Consider the following 14,713-nt stretch of genomic DNA (forward strand, 5'->3'; position numbering starts at 1 on the left):
CAGGACGATCCTGGCGACGGAAATCCGACAACCGCCCAAACAATAATGTCTGCCCATGACATGCGTTCCCCGGTTGCATGCCTTGCGGTTTTCGATTTCTGTACGGCAAGGGGGTTGTTCATGCGCCAGATGTCGCTCACGCCTGAGCTTGTTGCACTGTGCCATCGGCAAGAGGCCGATCCCGGCCCGGACCCGAGCTGGACCGAGCTGACCGACGCGGATTTCCGGACCCTCGCCATGCGGCTTGCCGCTGAAGCGGATGAGGGGCCGCTCTGGGTGTTCGCTTACGGGTCGCTGATCTGGAAGCCGGAATTCGAATCGGTCGAGCAACGGCTTGCGACGGCCTTCGGCTGGCACCGCTCCTTCTGCCTCGACATGGTGCGTTGGCGCGGCAGTGCCGAGCAACCGGGGCTGATGATGGCGCTCGAACGGGGCGGACGCTGCAACGGAGTGATCTACCGGTTGCCGGAGGGCGAAAAGCCGGCGCAGATCGAAAGGCTGCTGCGGCGCGAGATCAGCGACCATGAGAGCATCAGCTCGGTCCGGTGGCTGCCGGTGCATACGGCGCAAAGCGGGCTGCGGGCGCTGGGCTTCTGGGTCGGCGTGAAGGGCAGGGGGACATCACCGAACCAGCCGCTGGACAAGGTGGCGAGCATATTGGCCAGGGCCTGCGGCCATATCGGCTCCGGCGCCGAATATCTCTACAACACGGTCAGCCATCTCGAAGCATTCGGCATCCACGACCGCAATCTGTGGCGGTTGCAGCAACTGGTGGCGGACGAGGTCCGGGCTATCCATGACCGGCCGGTCGACGAGGGCTACCCGCCCCGGCAAGAGCAGCCATCCACAGCATAACATGAGTAAAGTAATCATGTTTTTGTCTAGCCTTTTCAGTGGCTTGCTGCGAAAATTGACCAATTGATAAAAAAATAAAACGTGCTAGCCTTCCCCAAAACGAAAACATGGGGAACTGACAATGCCAGAAGGCCAGTTCAAAGAGGGTATTGTCGGTGGCCGGCTCCAGGCCGACCAGTACGCCGACAATTTTTCCGATCTGCATCCGCCGCTCGATCATCACGAGGCGCTGGTCGAATCCGACCGCTGCTATTTCTGCTACGACGCACCGTGCATGAATGCATGTCCGACCTCGATCGACATTCCACTGTTCATCCGCCAGATCTCGACCGGCAATCCGATCGGCTCGGCCAAGACGATCTTCGACCAGAACATACTGGGCGGTATGTGCGCCCGCGTCTGCCCGACCGAGACGCTGTGCGAGGAAGTCTGCGTGCGCGAGATCGCCGAGGGCAAGCCGGTGCAGATCGGCCGCCTGCAGCGTTACGCCACCGATGTCGCGATGGCCGAGAACAAGCAGTTTTATCCGCGCCCGGAGCCGACCGGCAAGTCGGTTGCCGTGGTCGGCGCCGGCCCGGCCGGCCTTGCCGCCGCGCACCGGCTCGCCCGTCATGGCCATGACGTCACCATACTGGAGGCGCGGCCGAAGGCCGGCGGCCTCAACGAATACGGCATTGCCGCCTACAAGAGCGTCGACAATTTCGCCCAGGCCGAGGTCGACTATGTCACCGCGATCGGCGGCATCGACATCCAGAACGGCAAGGCGCTCGGCCGCGACTACCAGCTCTCCGACCTGATCCGCAATTACGACGCGGTGTTCCTCGGCATGGGGCTGGGCGGTGTCAACGCGCTGCGCGCCGATGGCGAGGATGCAACCGGCGTCACCAATGCGGTGCAGTTCATCGCCGAACTGCGCCAGGCCAGCGATCTTTCGGGCCTGCCGGTCGGCCGCCGCGTCGTCGTCATCGGCGGCGGCATGACGGCGATCGACGCCGCGGTGCAGTCGAAGCTGCTCGGCGCCGAGGAGGTGACGATCTGCTACCGGCGCGGCCAGGAGCACATGAACGCTTCCGGCTTCGAGCAGGATCTGGCCGCCGCCAACGGCGTCACAATCCGCCACTGGCTGCAGCCGAAGCGGGTCATCGCCGAAGGCGGCAAGGTGTCGGGCATCGAGCTCGAATACACGGCACTGAAGGGTGACAAGCTTGCCGGCACCGGCGAGACGCTGACGCTCGTTGCCGACCAGGTGTTCAAGGCCATCGGCCAGAGTTTTGTCCCGGCCGCCCTCAATGGCAGCGGAGCGTCGATAGAGCTCGAAGCGGGCCGCATCAAGGTCGATGCGGAAGGGCGCACCTCGCTGACGAAAGTCTGGGCCGGCGGCGACTGTATCTTCGGTGGCGACGACCTGACCGTCTCGGCAGTGGCGCAGGGCCGCGACGCTGCCGAGAGCATCAACAGGAGTCTGACACAGGGATAGAGATCATGGCCTCGGTGGAATCGGGCATCGCCCGTCACTACGACGTATCGGGTCTTGAGCAGCACATTCTTGCCGTGCTCGCCGATGCCGGCGTGGACATTGCCCATCTGAGCGCTGGCGATCTCGAAGCGGTCGACGAATTCCACATTGGCGGCGTGGCAGCAACCCGGGAACTCGTCGATCAGATGGCTTTGAAGCCGACAGCCAGGCTTCTTGACATCGGATCGGGTATAGGTGGTCCGGCCCGCTTTGCCGCCAACAGCGCCGACGCAGATGTCACCGGCATTGACCTCACGCAAAGCTATGTCGACATCGCGACCAGCCTGTCGAAGCGCACGGGAATGGCGGACAGGACGCGCTTCGTGCAAGGCAGCGCGTTGGATATGCCGTTGCAAAACGCCAGCTTTGACGCGGCAATGATCCTGCATGTGGGCATGAACCTTCCCGACAAGAAAAAACTGATGACCGAGGCCGCGCGGGTGTTGCGCCTGGGCGGCGTCTTTGCCGTCTACGATGTGATGCGGCTGAAGGCCGGCGCGCTGACCTATCCGCTGCCATGGGCGTCGGATGAAACCATGTCCTTCGTCGCGACGCCCGGTGACTATCGCGCGGCCGCTGCAGCCGCGGGGTTCTCGGTAACCGCCGAGCGGCCACGCGGCGCCTTTGCCATCGAATTCTTCGCCACTGTGCGTGCCCGGATGGCCGGCGCGCAAGCAGAGGGCAAAAAACCGCCGCCCGGCGTCGGCCTCATCATGGGCGAGAGTGCCCGCACCAAGATCGCTAATATCACCGCCGCGCTTGAAGGCGGCATTCTTGCACCCGTCGAATTGATCCTTCGTCTCGGCTGAAAGGGACCTGTCATGGCTGACATCCGCAACAATTTCGTCGGCATCAAATCGCCAAATCCGTTCTGGCTGGCCTCGGCGCCGCCGACCGACAAGGCCTACAACGTCATCCGTGCCTTCAAGGCCGGGTGGGGTGGGGTGGTGTGGAAGACGCTCGGCGAGGAAGGGCCGCCTGTCGTCAACGTCAACGGCCCGCGCTATGGCGCGATCTGGGGCGCCGACCGGCGCCTGCTTGGCCTCAACAACATCGAACTGATCACCGACCGCGACCTGCAGGTCAACCTGCGCGAGATCAAGCAGGTCAAGAAGGACTGGCCCGACCGCGCCATCGTCGTCTCGCTGATGGTGCCCTGCGTCGAGGAGAGCTGGAAGGCGATCCTGCCGGTGGTCGAGGAGACGGAAGCTGACGGCATCGAGCTCAATTTCGGCTGCCCGCACGGCATGTCTGAACGCGGCATGGGCGCCGCCGTCGGCCAGGTGCCGGAATATATCGAAATGGTGGTGCGCTGGTGCAAGGCCAACACCCGCATGCCTGTCATCACCAAGCTGACGCCCAACATCACTGATGTGCGCAAGCCGGCGAGGGCAGCGCTTGCCGGCGGCACCGACGCGGTGTCGCTGATCAACACCATCAACTCGATCACCGGCGTCGACCTCGACAGTTTCGCGCCGCAGCCGACCATCGACGGCAAGGGTTCGCATGGCGGCTATTGCGGCCCGGCGGTGAAGCCGATCGCCATGAACATGGTGGCAGAGATCGCGCGTGATCCGGAAACGCAGGGCCTGTCGATCTCCGGAATTGGCGGCATCACCACCTGGCGTGACGCCGCCGAATTCATGGCGCTCGGAGCCGGCAATGTGCAGGTGTGCACGGCGGCGATGACCTATGGCTTCAAGATCGTGCAGGAGATGATTGCCGGTCTTGAAAACTGGATGGACGAGAAGGGCCATGCCTCGCTCGATGATATCGTCGGCCGCGCCACGCCCAACGTCACCGACTGGCAGTATCTCAACCTCAACTACATCGCCAAGGCGCGTATCGACCAGGACGCCTGCATCAAATGCGGCCGCTGTCACATCGCCTGCGAGGACACTTCCCACCAGGCGATCACCAGCATGGTCGACGGCGTCAGGCACTTCGAGGTGATCGAGGCCGAATGCGTCGGCTGCAATCTGTGCGTCAATGTCTGCCCGGTCGAGAACTGCATCACCATGGAGCCGCTGGCGGTCGGCGTGATGGACCAGCGCACCGGCAAGCCGGTGTCGCCGATCTACGCCAACTGGACGACGCACCCGAACAACCCGATGGCCAAGGTGGCGGCGGAGTAGGGTAGACATTCAACAAAAAGCGGCGCCTTAGGGCGCCGGTTTTCATTTTCCTATTGCAGATAAAAACTATCCACGATAATGTATATCCATGAATAGGAGATTGGCGCCATGAAGCTGGGCGAGGGGGTTGAAGCGGCCATCCACTGCGCGGCCACGCTGGCAGGCGTCGCGGGCAACAGCACCATGCCGGGTGCGGCGCTCGCCGAGGCGTTCGGCCTGTCGCCGAGCTATCTGCTGAAGCATCTCAACATGCTGACCGCTGCCCGTATCCTGGAATCGGTGCCGGGGCCGGCGGGTGGCTATAGACTGGCAAAGCCGGCCGAACGCATCACGCTGCTCGACATCGTGCTGGCGGTCGAAGGGCGCGAGCCGGCGTTTCGCTGCGGCGAAATCCGCCGCAACGGTCCGGTCAAGATCGATGCCTCGGCCTATGTCAAACCCTGCGGCATCAATGTCGCGATGCTGAAAGCCGAGCGCGCCTATCGGGCGGCGCTTGCCGAAACAAGGCTGTCCGACATCGCGGCGGACTACGCGGCGGAGGGCGACCCGAGGTCGTTTGCCGCCAGCTGCGCCTTCGTAGCGCGCCACCAGCGGCCGCAGAAACCCAGTTCAAACCCGCAAACCCCAAAGCAGAAGTGAAGGACATCAAGATGAGACAGCGGATGCAATTTTTTGCCAAGGCGCCCGAGATCATGAAGGCGGTATCGGCGCTCAACAAGGCCGTCGACGAATGCGGGCTCGAGGTCAGCCTGCTGCACCTGATCAAGCTCCGAGCATCGCAGATCAATGGCTGTTCCTATTGCGTCGAGATGCATAGCCGCGAGGCTAGGCGCGATGGCGAGACCGAGCAGCGGCTCTATCTCGTCGCGGCCTGGAAGGAGTCGCCGCTGTTTTCCCCGCGTGAACGCGCCGCCTTCGCCTGGACCGAGGCGGTGACGCTGATCGCCAACAATGGCGTGTCGGATGAACTCTATGCCCGTACGCTCGAGCATTTCTCGGAAGAGGAACTGGTCAAGCTGTCCGTCGCGCTCGGCATGATCAACACCTGGAACCGGCTGTGCATTCCGTTCCACGCCATTCATCCGATGCCGGCCGCCAAGGCGGCCTGATTTTTCTATCGCCATGGGAGCGCCGTCGAGGAGGCGGCGCTCCAATTGTTTTCAAAGGGAGTGTTTTATGCCTGTCGATTTGCCTTCGACGTTGTTGTTTCTCGGCCGCCTGTTGCTTGGCGGCGCTTTCGTCTTCGCCGGCCTGCGCAACATCCAGAACGCGGCCTTCCTGACCGGGCTGATGGCCGCGCGCGGCGTGCCGCAGGCGCGGCTGGCGCTGTGGGCCGGCATCGTCCTGCAGGTCATCGCCGGCGTGCTGATGATCGCTGGGCTGTGGACTGCGATCGCCTGCGCGGTGCTGGTGCTGTTCCTGATCGTCGCCATGCCGATGTTCCACAATTTCTGGGACCATCAGGGCCTCGACCGCGCGGCGCGCATCAACGGCTTCGTCGGCAATGTCGCGCTGAGCGGTGGGTTCCTGACGCTGATCGCACAGTCTCTTTGAGAGGCGGAGTCACGCCGCAAACCGCAGGCCGCCATCGCAGGTCAGCACCTGGCCGGTCATGAAGCCGTTGGAGACGAGGAAGGCTATCGCCGAGGCGACGTCCTCGGCGCGGCCAATCCTGCCTACAGGCGTCTTGCCGGCATATTCGGCAAAGACCGCCTGCCGCTGCTCCTCCGGCAAAAAGTCCCACCACGGCGTGTCGATGACGCCGGGCGCCACGACGTTGACGCGCAAGGGCTTCAGTTCGACAGCCAGGATCGGCGTCACGGTCAGCAGCATGCCGTTGACGGCACCGATGCCGGCGACGCCGGGCATGGTGACCTGAGCCGACACCGCCGATATGAAGGTGACCGATCCGGATTTGTTTAACGTCGGCAAAGCGGCCTGCAGGCAGGACAGTTGCGGCCGTACCTTCTCTTCGACGCCGCTGCCGATGTCGGCAAGGTCGAGGGTCGCGAACGGGCCGAGCCCCTTGCCGCCGCTTGCGGCCAGAACGAGGTGGTCGAACGGGCCGAGGCTCTCGAAGAATTGGCGGACTTCATCCGGCTTCGAAGCATCGAAGGCGGCCTTGTCGGCGGCGCCGCCGAGGCTCTTCCAGGCGCTGTTGAGCTTGTCCTGGTTGCGGCCGGTGATGGTCACCTTCATGCCGGGCCCAATCAGCTTGCGCGCGGTCGCCAGGCCAATGCCGGACGAGCCGCCGATGATGACTGTGTGTTCGGTTCTGTCGGTCATGAATGCTGTTCCTTCTGTTCTGGGGAAGCCAAGCCGACAAGGTCGAGGCTCAGGCTTCGCAATTGTTGTCTTGCCCTGGCGTCGTAGGCCTGGGCGTCGGCGCGGGATTCACGCAGGCCGTCGAAATAGAGGCCGGCGCGTCCCTCGAGCGCGGGTGAGGTGGCGAGATTGACGATGGCGGCGGCGCCGGTTTCGACCGAACTCCAGGGCGTCACGCCGGCCTGCCGGACCATGGTGGTGTCCATGTAGCTCGCCGGATGCAGCGCGTTGACGGTGACCCCGGTGCCCTTCAACTGTTCCGCCAGATCGACGGTGAACAGGATCTGCGCCAGTTTGCTCTGGCAGTAGGCGCGCACGCCGCTATAGCCGTGGGTCAGCATGACATCGCTGAAGTCGATCGCCTGCTGGCCGGCCGAGGCAACGTTGACGATGCGCGCCGGAACGCTCGCCTTAAGCAGCGGCAGAAGTTCCGAGGTCAGCAGGAAACCGGCGAGATAGTTGACGGCGAAGCGCAGTTCGTAGCCATCGGCGCTGATCTGCCGTTTGGCGCCTGCCGTGCCGATGCCGGCATTGTTGATGAGGATGTCGAGCCGGTCCGTTCGGGCGCGTACGGCCTCGGCGAGGCGGCGAATTTCGGCCAGCGAGGCGAGGTCGGCGGCGAAGAACTCGGCCTTGCCGCCGGCGGCTTCGATTTCAGCGACCGCTGCCTTGCCGCGCGTTACATCGCGACCGTGCACCAGCACACGGGCGCCAGCGGCACCCAGCCTTTGCGCCACGACGCGGCCGACGCCGTCGGTCGAGCCGGTGATGAGGATTGTCTTGTCTTTCAGATCCATGTCGGGAGCCTCCTGTCTGTTGCTCCAGACGCAAGATGGGACGCCTGACGGATCTCAAGCAGTTCAAACTTTATCCTGGTATCAGTACTGCTATAATAGGCATCATGGATGCTCCCTCTCATTCCGCCGAAGACAGCCGCCGGCGCGAACTCGGTGCTTTCCTGCGCTCGCGCCGCGAAAGGCTGACGCCCTCGGCAACCGGAATCACGACTGGTCTCAGGCGGCGCACGCCGGGCCTGCGTCGTGAGGAGGTGGCGATGATCGCCGGCGTCGGCACCACCTGGTACACCTGGCTGGAACAGGGCAGGGATGTGCGCCCTTCCGTGGAGGTGCTGACGGCGCTGTGCGGGGCGCTGCGCCTCGACGCCGCCGAGAAGCGGCATCTGTTCACGCTTGCCGGCCGCCAGCAGCCGGAGCGGCGGCGCATCGCGGCTGGAAAGGTCGAAGGTCCCCTGCTGCATATGCTGCAAAGCCTTGTCCTGCAGCCCGCCTATGTCGTCGGCCCGCGTTGGGACGTGCTGGCCTGGAATGACGGGGCCGTTGCCATTTTCGGCGATTACGGTCTGTTGGAGGGCGACGCCCGCAACATCATCCACGGCGTGTTTACCGACCCGCACCGGCGGCATTTGCTGGTCGACTGGGAGCAGCTGGCACGTGCAACCCTTGCCGCGTTCCGGGCTGAGAGCGCGAAATATGTCGGCGATCCGGATTTCGAGCGGCTGATCGCGCTGATGATGCGCTCAAGTCCCGAGTTCCGTGAATGGTGGCCGCAGCGCGATGTGGTGCACCGCCTGTCCGGCATGAAGCATCTGCGCCACCCGATCGCCGGCGCGATGGTGTTCGAGCATATGAGCCTGTCGATCGATGACGGCTCGGACATGAAGCTGATCGTCTACACGCCGCTCGCCGAGCAGAACTCGATTGCCAAGCTGCAGTCCTTGCTGGACGCGCTGCCGGCCGAGCGGCGCAGCGCCTGAGTCGTCGCGGCAGCGATCAGGGCTTCGGCTTCAGCCCCTCAAGGAACAATTGCTCGAGGAACCTCGCAGCGTCCTCGAAGCGGCCGTCGCCGCCGCGGTTCGGCCCGAGCACGGCGCGGACCTGGACGTCGAAATCGGCATAATGCTGTGTCGTTGCCCAGATCGAGAAGATCAGGTGCCAAGGGTCGGTGCGGGCGATCTTGCCGGCGCGCATCCAGCCCTTGATGACGGCGGCTTTCTCGTCGACCAGCGTCTTCAAATCGCCGGCCAACAGCGGCATGATGCGTGGCGCGCCTTGTAGGATCTCGTTGGCGAACAGCCGGCTCTCGCGCGGGAAATCGCGCGCCATTTCAAGCTTGCGCCTGATATAGCTCCTGAGTTCGGTCATCGGGTCGCCGATGTCGTCGAGTTCCCTGAGCGGCGCCAGCCAGGTGTCGAGCAGGCGCTGCATCAATGTCTCGTGGATGTCCTCCTTGCGGCGGAAGTAATAGAGCAGGTTGGGCTTCGACATGCCGGCGGCCTCGGCGATCTGGTCGATGGTCGAGCCGCGAAAACCGTTGGTGGAGAACACCTCGAGCGCCGCCTCCAGGATGAGCTCGCGCTTTTCCTGCTGGATGCGGGTGCGGCGAGGGGCTTCCGTGCCGGTGTTCACCTTTGCGAACCCTCGTGTTGCCAAATCTCGCGTTCAAGATCATCTGGACCAATTCTCTGGACCAGTTTTTCCCTAGCCTGTGGAACGCACTTCAGGAGCCGCATTTCCGCTAGTAATCCCTTGACCGCCGACAGGGCGGTGCTAACGTTTGTCCAATCGGTCAAAAATTTGCGTAGCATGAAAGCGCGGCAAAGGCCAAGCGTTGGACGCACCGAAACAGTTTACAAGGGGAAGTCTTGGTCATGTCCAACCGGCTGAAAGTCACGCCGAACGATCTCAGCGCATTCTGGATGCCGTTCACGGCAAACCGGCAATTCAAGCAGGCGCCACGCATGTTCGTGTCCGCCAAGGACATGCACTACACCACCAGCGACGGCCGTAAGGTGCTCGACGGCACCGCTGGCCTCTGGTGCGTCAATGCCGGTCACTGCCGGCCGAAGATCACCGAGGCGATCCAGCACCAGGCCGCCGAACTCGACTACGCGCCGGCCTTCCAAATGGGTCATCCGATCGTGTTCGAACTGGCCAACCGCCTGGTCGACCTGGCGCCCAAGGGCATGGACCACGTCTTCTTCACCAATTCCGGTTCGGAATCGGTCGAGACCGCACTGAAGATGGCGATCGCCTATCACCGCGTGAAGGGCGAGGGCGCGCGCACCCGCCTGATCGGCCGCGAGCGCGGCTATCACGGCGTCAATTTCGGCGGCATCTCGGTCGGCGGCATCGTCACCAACCGCAAGATGTTCGGCACGCTGCTCGGTGGCGTCGACCACCTGCCGCACACGCATCTGCCGGAGGAGAACGCCTTCTCCAAGGGCGTGCCGGAATATGGCGCGGAGCTCGCCAACGAGCTGGAGCGCATCGTTGCGCTGCATGACGCCTCGACCATCGCTGCCGTCATCGTCGAGCCGGTCGCCGGCTCCACCGGCGTCATCCTGCCGCCCAAGGGTTATCTGCAGAAGCTGCGCGAAATCTGCACCAAGCACGGCATCCTGCTGATTTTCGACGAGGTCATCACCGGTTTCGGTCGTCTCGGTGCACCGTTTGCGGCCGACTATTTCGGGGTCACGCCCGACATCATGACCACCGCCAAGGGTGTCTCCAACGGCGTCATCCCGATGGGCGCGGTGTTCGTGAAGAAGGAAATCCACGACGCCTTCATGACCGGCCCCGAGCACATGATCGAGTTCTTCCACGGCTACACCTATTCGGGCAATCCGATTGCGTGCGCTGCGGCACTCGGCACACTCGACACCTACAAGGAAGAGGGCCTGCTCACCCGTGGCGAGGAACTGGCGCCCTATTGGGAAGACGCGCTGCATTCGCTGAAGGATGAGCCGCATGTCATCGACATCAGGAACATCGGCCTGATCGGTGCGATCGAACTGGCGCCGATCGCAGGACAGCCGACCAAGCGTGCCTTCTCGGCCTTCGTCAAGGCGTTCGAGCGCGGCGCGCTGATCCGCACCACCGGCGACATTATCGCGCTGTCGCCGCCGCTGATCATCACCAAGGGCCAGATCAACGAATTGATCGACCATGTGCGCGACGTGCTGCGGTCGATAGACTAAACTGTTTCCATCGGCCGGGGGGGGGGGGGCCCCCCCCCCCGGGCCGATGTCATGAGTGAGAGGATGTTGAATGGCCGCACCCGGCGAGAATCTGCGAATCAATTCAGATCGTTTGTGGGATTCGCTGATGGAGATGGCGAAGATCGGCCCCGGCATTGCCGGCGGCAACAATCGCCAGACTGTGACCGACGAGGACGGCGAGGGCCGGCATCTGTTCAAGCGTTGGTGCGAGGCGGCGGGGCTCGAAATGGGCCTCGACGAGATGGGCACGATGTTTGCCCGCCGCGAAGGCACCGATCCCAGCCTGCCGCCGGTCTATGTCGGCAGCCATCTCGACACGCAGCCGACCGGTGGCAAATATGACGGCGTGCTCGGCGTGCTGGGCGGGCTGGAAGTGGTGCGCTCGCTCAACGATCTCGGCATCAAGACCAAACACCCGATCGTCGTGACCAACTGGACCAATGAGGAAGGCTCGCGCTTTGCCCCGGCGATGATGGCATCCGGCGTGTTCGCCGGTGTGCTCGACCAGGCCGACGTCTACCAACATGTTGACAAGGCCGGCAAGAAATTCGGCGAGGAGCTGGAGCGTATCGGCTGGAAGGGAACCGAGAAAGTCGGCGATCGCAAGATCCACGCCTTCTTCGAACTGCATATCGAGCAGGGACCGATCCTCGAGGACGAAGACATCGACATCGGCGTCGTCACCCATGGCCAGGGCCTAAAATGGTTGCAGGTAACGCTGACCGGCAAGGAGGCGCATACCGGCTCGACGCCGATGCCCAAGCGCCGCAATGCCGGCCTCGGCATGGCCCGCGTCATCGAACTGGTGCACGAGATCGCCATGGACTATCAGCCGGACGCCGTCGGCGCGGTCGGCCACATGGAGGTGTTTCCCAATTCGCGCAACATCATCGCCGGCCGCACCGTCTTCACCATCGACATCCGCTCGCCCGAGAAGGAAGTGCTGGACGCGATGGACGGCCGCATCCGCGAAGGCATCGACACGATCTGCGAGGCGCTCGACATCCAGTACAAGGTCGAACAGGTAGGTGCGTTCGACCCCGTGACCTTCGATGCCGGTTGCGTCAAGGCGATCCGCGATGCCGCAGACCGCCTTGGCTACTCCCACCGCAACATCGTCTCGGGCGCCGGTCACGACGCCTGCTGGATCAACCGCGTCGCGCCTACCGCGATGGTGATGTGCCCCTGCGTTGACGGGTTGTCACACAACGAGGCCGAGGAAATCTCCAAGGAATGGGCGAGCGCAGGCGCCGATGTGCTGTTCCATGCGGTGGTGGAGACGGCTGTCATCGTGGAGTGAATCTGTGGGCGTGCGGGAAGACGATCGTCAGCGCAAGGCGTACGGAAAGGCCTGGGAGGCCGGGCTGCGACCGGCGATGAAGGGAAAGGGATGGCGCAAGTACTGGAGTTCGATTTCAAGGCGGGATGGACTGTGGTTCATCTGCGCGGAATGCGTTCTGCTCTGGCCGACGCGCAGGCTGCAGTTTCTTCTGCAGGCCAAGCCGATGACGCTGGACCCATTACTATGGGAGATTATAGGTGCTCAGGGCAACGACACGCAGCCTTTGTCATTCAGGAAGTGGGGTACATTTACTTGTGAACCACCAATCTTTGCGGAGAAAATCGTTGAATGCGGGGCTCCAGAACAGATGGCAGTTGATTTTGTGCAATTTGCAACTTCCGAGAGGTCGTCAATCTTGCACGAACTGCCATTGAAACCGTTCTCGACGATCTTGGAAACAATGGCAGCGAAGGATTCGGTCGGAATGCTTTCGACGACGAGGGTTTTGTCCTTGTTGGACGAGGAGAAATATGACGACGCGATATCCTTTCTGACCGGCAATTTCGCGAAGGGTGTTTCCATCAACGTTGCTAGGCCTGATGCCCAAGGGCGCATGAGATCGACCAGCTTCTTCGACTTGGCACACGACTATGCTCTATCGCAAAAGGGGCGAGCTTTGGCGTTGGATGAAGCCGCAGCGCCGTACCTGATCTAAATCGAGCAAGCGCTCGTAAGAAGCGTGACAGCACAAGGGAACAAGAAAATGACCAAAGTCATCAAGAACGGCACCGTCGTCACCGCCGACCGCAGTTGGAAGGCCGATGTGCTGTTCAGCCACGGCAAGATCGTCGCCGTCGGCTCGGACCTGCATGGCGACCATGAGTACGACGCCACCGGCTGCTATGTCATGCCGGGCGGCATCGACCCGCACACACATCTTGAAATGCCGTTCATGGGCACCTATTCGGCCGACGATTTCGAATCCGGCACGCGGGCAGCCCTTGCCGGCGGCACCACCATGGTGGTCGATTTCTGCCTGCCGGCGCCGCAGCAGTCGCTGCTCGAAGCCCTGCAGATGTGGGACAACAAGACCTCCAAGGCTGCCTGTGACTACTCCTTCCACATGGCCATCACCTGGTGGGGCAAGCAGGTGTTCGACGAGATGGCCACTGTCGTCGACAAGGGCATCACTTCGTTCAAGCACTTCATGGCCTACAAGGGTGCGCTGATGGTGGATGACGACGAGATGTATGCGTCGTTCCAGCGTTGCGCCGACCTTGGTGCGCTGCCGCTGGTGCATGCCGAGAATGGCGACGTGGTTGCAGCGCTGTCGCAGAAGCTGCTCGCCGCCGGCAACAACGGACCGGAGGGGCACGCCTATTCGCGGCCTCCGGAAGTGGAAGGGGAAGCGACCAACCGCGCCATCATGATCGCCGACATGGCGGGCGTGCCGCTCTATGTCGTGCATGTCTCGTGCGAGCAGGCGCACGAGGCCATCCGCCGGGCGCGGCAGAAGGGCATGCGCGTCTTCGGCGAGCCGCTGGTCCAGCATTTGACGCTCGACGAGAGCGAATATTTCAACAAGGACTGGGACCATGCGGCGCGCCGCGTGATGAGCCCGCCCTTCCGCAACAAACTGCACCAGGATTCGCTGTGGGCCGGCCTGCAGGCTGGATCGCTGCAAGTGGTGGCGACCGACCATTGCGCCTTCACCACCAAGCAGAAGCGCAACGGCGTCGGCGATTTCACCAGGATCCCAAACGGCACCGGCGGTCTGGAAGACCGTTTGCCGGTGCTGTGGACGACCGGCGTCAACACCGGCCGGCTGACGATGAACGAGTTCGTCGCGGTGACCTCGACCAATATCGCCAAGATCCTCAACATGTATCCGAAGAAGGGCGCCATCGTCGAAGGCGCCGACGCCGACATCCTCGTCTGGGACCCGAAGCGGAAGAAGACGATTTCTTCGAAGAAGCAACAGTCGGTCATCGACTACAACGTGTTCGAAGGGTTCGAAGTGACCGGCCTGCCGCGCTTCGTCTTCTCGCGCGGCGAGCTGTCGATCGAGGAAGCCGAGGTCAAGGCCAAGCCCGGCCATGGCCAGTTCGTCGGCCGTGAGCCCAACGCTGCAGTCAACCGGGCGCTGTCGACGTGGAAAGACATTACCGCGCCGCGCAAGGTCGAACGGTCAGGCATTCCGGCGACCGGGGTTTGAGCTTGGCGCGCTCGGCCGCGCTCATCTCGGTGGTCCTGGCCGGTGGTCCGGCGGCCGCGGCTGTCGTGCTAGCCGGCTCTTGGGGCAATGATGTCGGCTGTGCCGGGGTGAAGGCCGGATATCAGGACAGCGATGCCTATATCCTGCTGACCGCGGAAGGCATCGAGACCTATGGTAGTGGTTGCCGGTTCGAGCAGCAACTGACGACAGCGCCGGGTACGCAATCGCTTGATGCAACCTGTTCCGCTGAGGGCGAGGCGGGGACGACAATCGAAACCATCGTGGTCACCAACAAGGGAGAGGATGGTTTCTTCGTCACCATTCCCGGCCTTGAGGAACTGGGGCCGCTTCAATCATGTTCTTGACG

16 protein-coding genes are annotated in these 14,713 nt (G+C 63.0%); 13 read left to right on the forward strand and 3 right to left on the reverse strand.

Annotated features, from left to right (window positions below; translation table 11 throughout):
- Positions 1-120: 120 nt before the first annotated feature.
- The 7 genes from HGP13_RS16330 to HGP13_RS16360 all read left to right on the forward strand — a co-directional run bounded on the left by HGP13_RS16330 (position 121) and on the right by HGP13_RS16360 (position 6,060).
- A complete protein-coding gene (locus HGP13_RS16330) occupies positions 121-855 on the forward strand; it encodes a gamma-glutamylcyclotransferase (protein ID WP_172227234.1) in 735 nt (244 codons plus the stop codon).
- Positions 856-976: 121 nt separating this feature from the next.
- Entirely contained in the window at positions 977-2,332 is a 1,356-nt protein-coding gene (locus tag HGP13_RS16335; protein ID WP_172227236.1) for an NAD(P)-dependent oxidoreductase, read from the forward strand.
- 5 nt (positions 2,333-2,337) lie between these two features.
- Positions 2,338-3,180 carry a methyltransferase domain-containing protein gene (locus HGP13_RS16340; protein WP_172227238.1) on the forward strand — a complete coding sequence of 281 codons (843 nt, stop codon included), beginning with the start codon at positions 2,338-2,340 and terminating at the stop codon, positions 3,178-3,180.
- Positions 3,181-3,192: 12 nt separating this feature from the next.
- Positions 3,193-4,506 (forward strand): NAD-dependent dihydropyrimidine dehydrogenase subunit PreA, encoded by a 1,314-nt coding sequence (gene preA, locus HGP13_RS16345; RefSeq protein WP_172227240.1) that lies wholly within the window; start codon positions 3,193-3,195, stop codon positions 4,504-4,506.
- 108 nt (positions 4,507-4,614) lie between these two features.
- Positions 4,615-5,145 carry an Rrf2 family transcriptional regulator gene (locus HGP13_RS16350; protein WP_172227242.1) on the forward strand — a complete coding sequence of 177 codons (531 nt, stop codon included), beginning with the start codon at positions 4,615-4,617 and terminating at the stop codon, positions 5,143-5,145.
- Positions 5,146-5,156: 11 nt separating this feature from the next.
- Positions 5,157-5,615, forward strand: a complete 459-nt coding sequence (locus HGP13_RS16355; protein ID WP_172227244.1) for a carboxymuconolactone decarboxylase family protein — start codon at positions 5,157-5,159, stop codon at positions 5,613-5,615.
- 67 nt (positions 5,616-5,682) lie between these two features.
- The gene (locus HGP13_RS16360) at positions 5,683-6,060 is read left to right on the forward strand and encodes a DoxX family protein (RefSeq protein ID WP_172227246.1); all 378 of its coding nucleotides are present in this window, start codon (positions 5,683-5,685) and stop codon (positions 6,058-6,060) included.
- 9 nt (positions 6,061-6,069) lie between these two features.
- On the opposite strand, the gene HGP13_RS16365 is transcribed toward HGP13_RS16360, so the two are convergent.
- Together HGP13_RS16365 and HGP13_RS16370 are read right to left on the reverse strand one after the other, a co-directional pair.
- Positions 6,070-6,792, reverse strand: a complete 723-nt coding sequence (locus HGP13_RS16365; RefSeq protein ID WP_172227249.1) for an SDR family oxidoreductase — start codon at positions 6,790-6,792, stop codon at positions 6,070-6,072.
- Positions 6,789-7,628, reverse strand: coding sequence for an SDR family oxidoreductase (locus HGP13_RS16370; RefSeq protein WP_172227251.1), 840 nt, complete (start codon positions 7,626-7,628; stop codon positions 6,789-6,791). Before HGP13_RS16370 ends, HGP13_RS16365 begins: the two co-directional genes overlap by 4 nt.
- 104 nt (positions 7,629-7,732) lie before the next feature.
- On the opposite strand from HGP13_RS16370, the gene HGP13_RS16375 reads away from it, so the two are divergent.
- Positions 7,733-8,605: a helix-turn-helix transcriptional regulator gene (locus HGP13_RS16375; RefSeq protein ID WP_172227253.1), complete on the forward strand. Its 873-nt coding sequence runs from the start codon at positions 7,733-7,735 to the stop codon at positions 8,603-8,605.
- A gap of 16 nt (positions 8,606-8,621) precedes the next feature.
- On the opposite strand, the gene HGP13_RS16380 is transcribed toward HGP13_RS16375, so the two are convergent.
- Positions 8,622-9,257: a TetR family transcriptional regulator C-terminal domain-containing protein gene (locus HGP13_RS16380; RefSeq protein ID WP_172227255.1), complete on the reverse strand. Its 636-nt coding sequence runs from the start codon at positions 9,255-9,257 to the stop codon at positions 8,622-8,624.
- Between the two features lie 242 nt (positions 9,258-9,499).
- Here HGP13_RS16380 and HGP13_RS16385 point away from each other — a divergent pair, with 242 nt between their 5' ends.
- The 5 genes from HGP13_RS16385 to HGP13_RS16405 all read left to right on the forward strand — a co-directional run bounded on the left by HGP13_RS16385 (position 9,500) and on the right by HGP13_RS16405 (position 14,711).
- Positions 9,500-10,828, forward strand: coding sequence for an aspartate aminotransferase family protein (locus tag HGP13_RS16385; protein ID WP_172227257.1), 1,329 nt, complete (start codon positions 9,500-9,502; stop codon positions 10,826-10,828).
- Positions 10,829-10,898: 70 nt separating this feature from the next.
- A complete protein-coding gene (locus tag HGP13_RS16390) occupies positions 10,899-12,149 on the forward strand; it encodes a Zn-dependent hydrolase (RefSeq protein WP_172227259.1) in 1,251 nt (416 codons plus the stop codon).
- 4 nt (positions 12,150-12,153) lie between these two features.
- The gene (locus HGP13_RS16395; RefSeq protein WP_172227261.1) at positions 12,154-12,846 is read left to right on the forward strand and encodes a hypothetical protein; all 693 of its coding nucleotides are present in this window, start codon (positions 12,154-12,156) and stop codon (positions 12,844-12,846) included.
- A 48-nt stretch (positions 12,847-12,894) separates the two neighbouring features.
- Positions 12,895-14,346, forward strand: coding sequence for a dihydropyrimidinase (hydA, locus tag HGP13_RS16400; RefSeq protein WP_172227263.1), 1,452 nt, complete (start codon positions 12,895-12,897; stop codon positions 14,344-14,346).
- 2 nt (positions 14,347-14,348) lie between these two features.
- Positions 14,349-14,711: a hypothetical protein gene (locus tag HGP13_RS16405; RefSeq protein WP_172227265.1), complete on the forward strand. Its 363-nt coding sequence runs from the start codon at positions 14,349-14,351 to the stop codon at positions 14,709-14,711.
- Positions 14,712-14,713 lie beyond the last annotated feature (2 nt).

The sequence above is a fragment of the Mesorhizobium sp. NZP2077 genome (assembly GCF_013170805.1).
Taxonomy (GTDB): Bacteria; Pseudomonadota; Alphaproteobacteria; order Rhizobiales; family Rhizobiaceae; genus Mesorhizobium.

Coding starts and splice junctions, on each gene's coding strand:
- HGP13_RS16330 (WP_172227234.1), top strand. CDS start 121: ATGCGCCAGATGTCGCTCACGCCTGAGCTTGTTGCACTGTGCCATCGG.
- HGP13_RS16335 (WP_172227236.1), top strand. CDS start 977: ATGCCAGAAGGCCAGTTCAAAGAGGGTATTGTCGGTGGCCGGCTCCAG.
- HGP13_RS16340 (WP_172227238.1), top strand. CDS start 2,338: ATGGCCTCGGTGGAATCGGGCATCGCCCGTCACTACGACGTATCGGGT.
- preA (WP_172227240.1), top strand. CDS start 3,193: ATGGCTGACATCCGCAACAATTTCGTCGGCATCAAATCGCCAAATCCG.
- HGP13_RS16350 (WP_172227242.1), top strand. CDS start 4,615: ATGAAGCTGGGCGAGGGGGTTGAAGCGGCCATCCACTGCGCGGCCACG.
- HGP13_RS16355 (WP_172227244.1), top strand. CDS start 5,157: ATGAGACAGCGGATGCAATTTTTTGCCAAGGCGCCCGAGATCATGAAG.
- HGP13_RS16360 (WP_172227246.1), top strand. CDS start 5,683: ATGCCTGTCGATTTGCCTTCGACGTTGTTGTTTCTCGGCCGCCTGTTG.
- HGP13_RS16365 (WP_172227249.1), bottom strand. CDS start 6,792: ATGACCGACAGAACCGAACACACAGTCATCATCGGCGGCTCGTCCGGC.
- HGP13_RS16370 (WP_172227251.1), bottom strand. CDS start 7,628: ATGGATCTGAAAGACAAGACAATCCTCATCACCGGCTCGACCGACGGC.
- HGP13_RS16375 (WP_172227253.1), top strand. CDS start 7,733: ATGGATGCTCCCTCTCATTCCGCCGAAGACAGCCGCCGGCGCGAACTC.
- HGP13_RS16385 (WP_172227257.1), top strand. CDS start 9,500: ATGTCCAACCGGCTGAAAGTCACGCCGAACGATCTCAGCGCATTCTGG.
- HGP13_RS16390 (WP_172227259.1), top strand. CDS start 10,899: ATGGCCGCACCCGGCGAGAATCTGCGAATCAATTCAGATCGTTTGTGG.
- hydA (WP_172227263.1), top strand. CDS start 12,895: ATGACCAAAGTCATCAAGAACGGCACCGTCGTCACCGCCGACCGCAGT.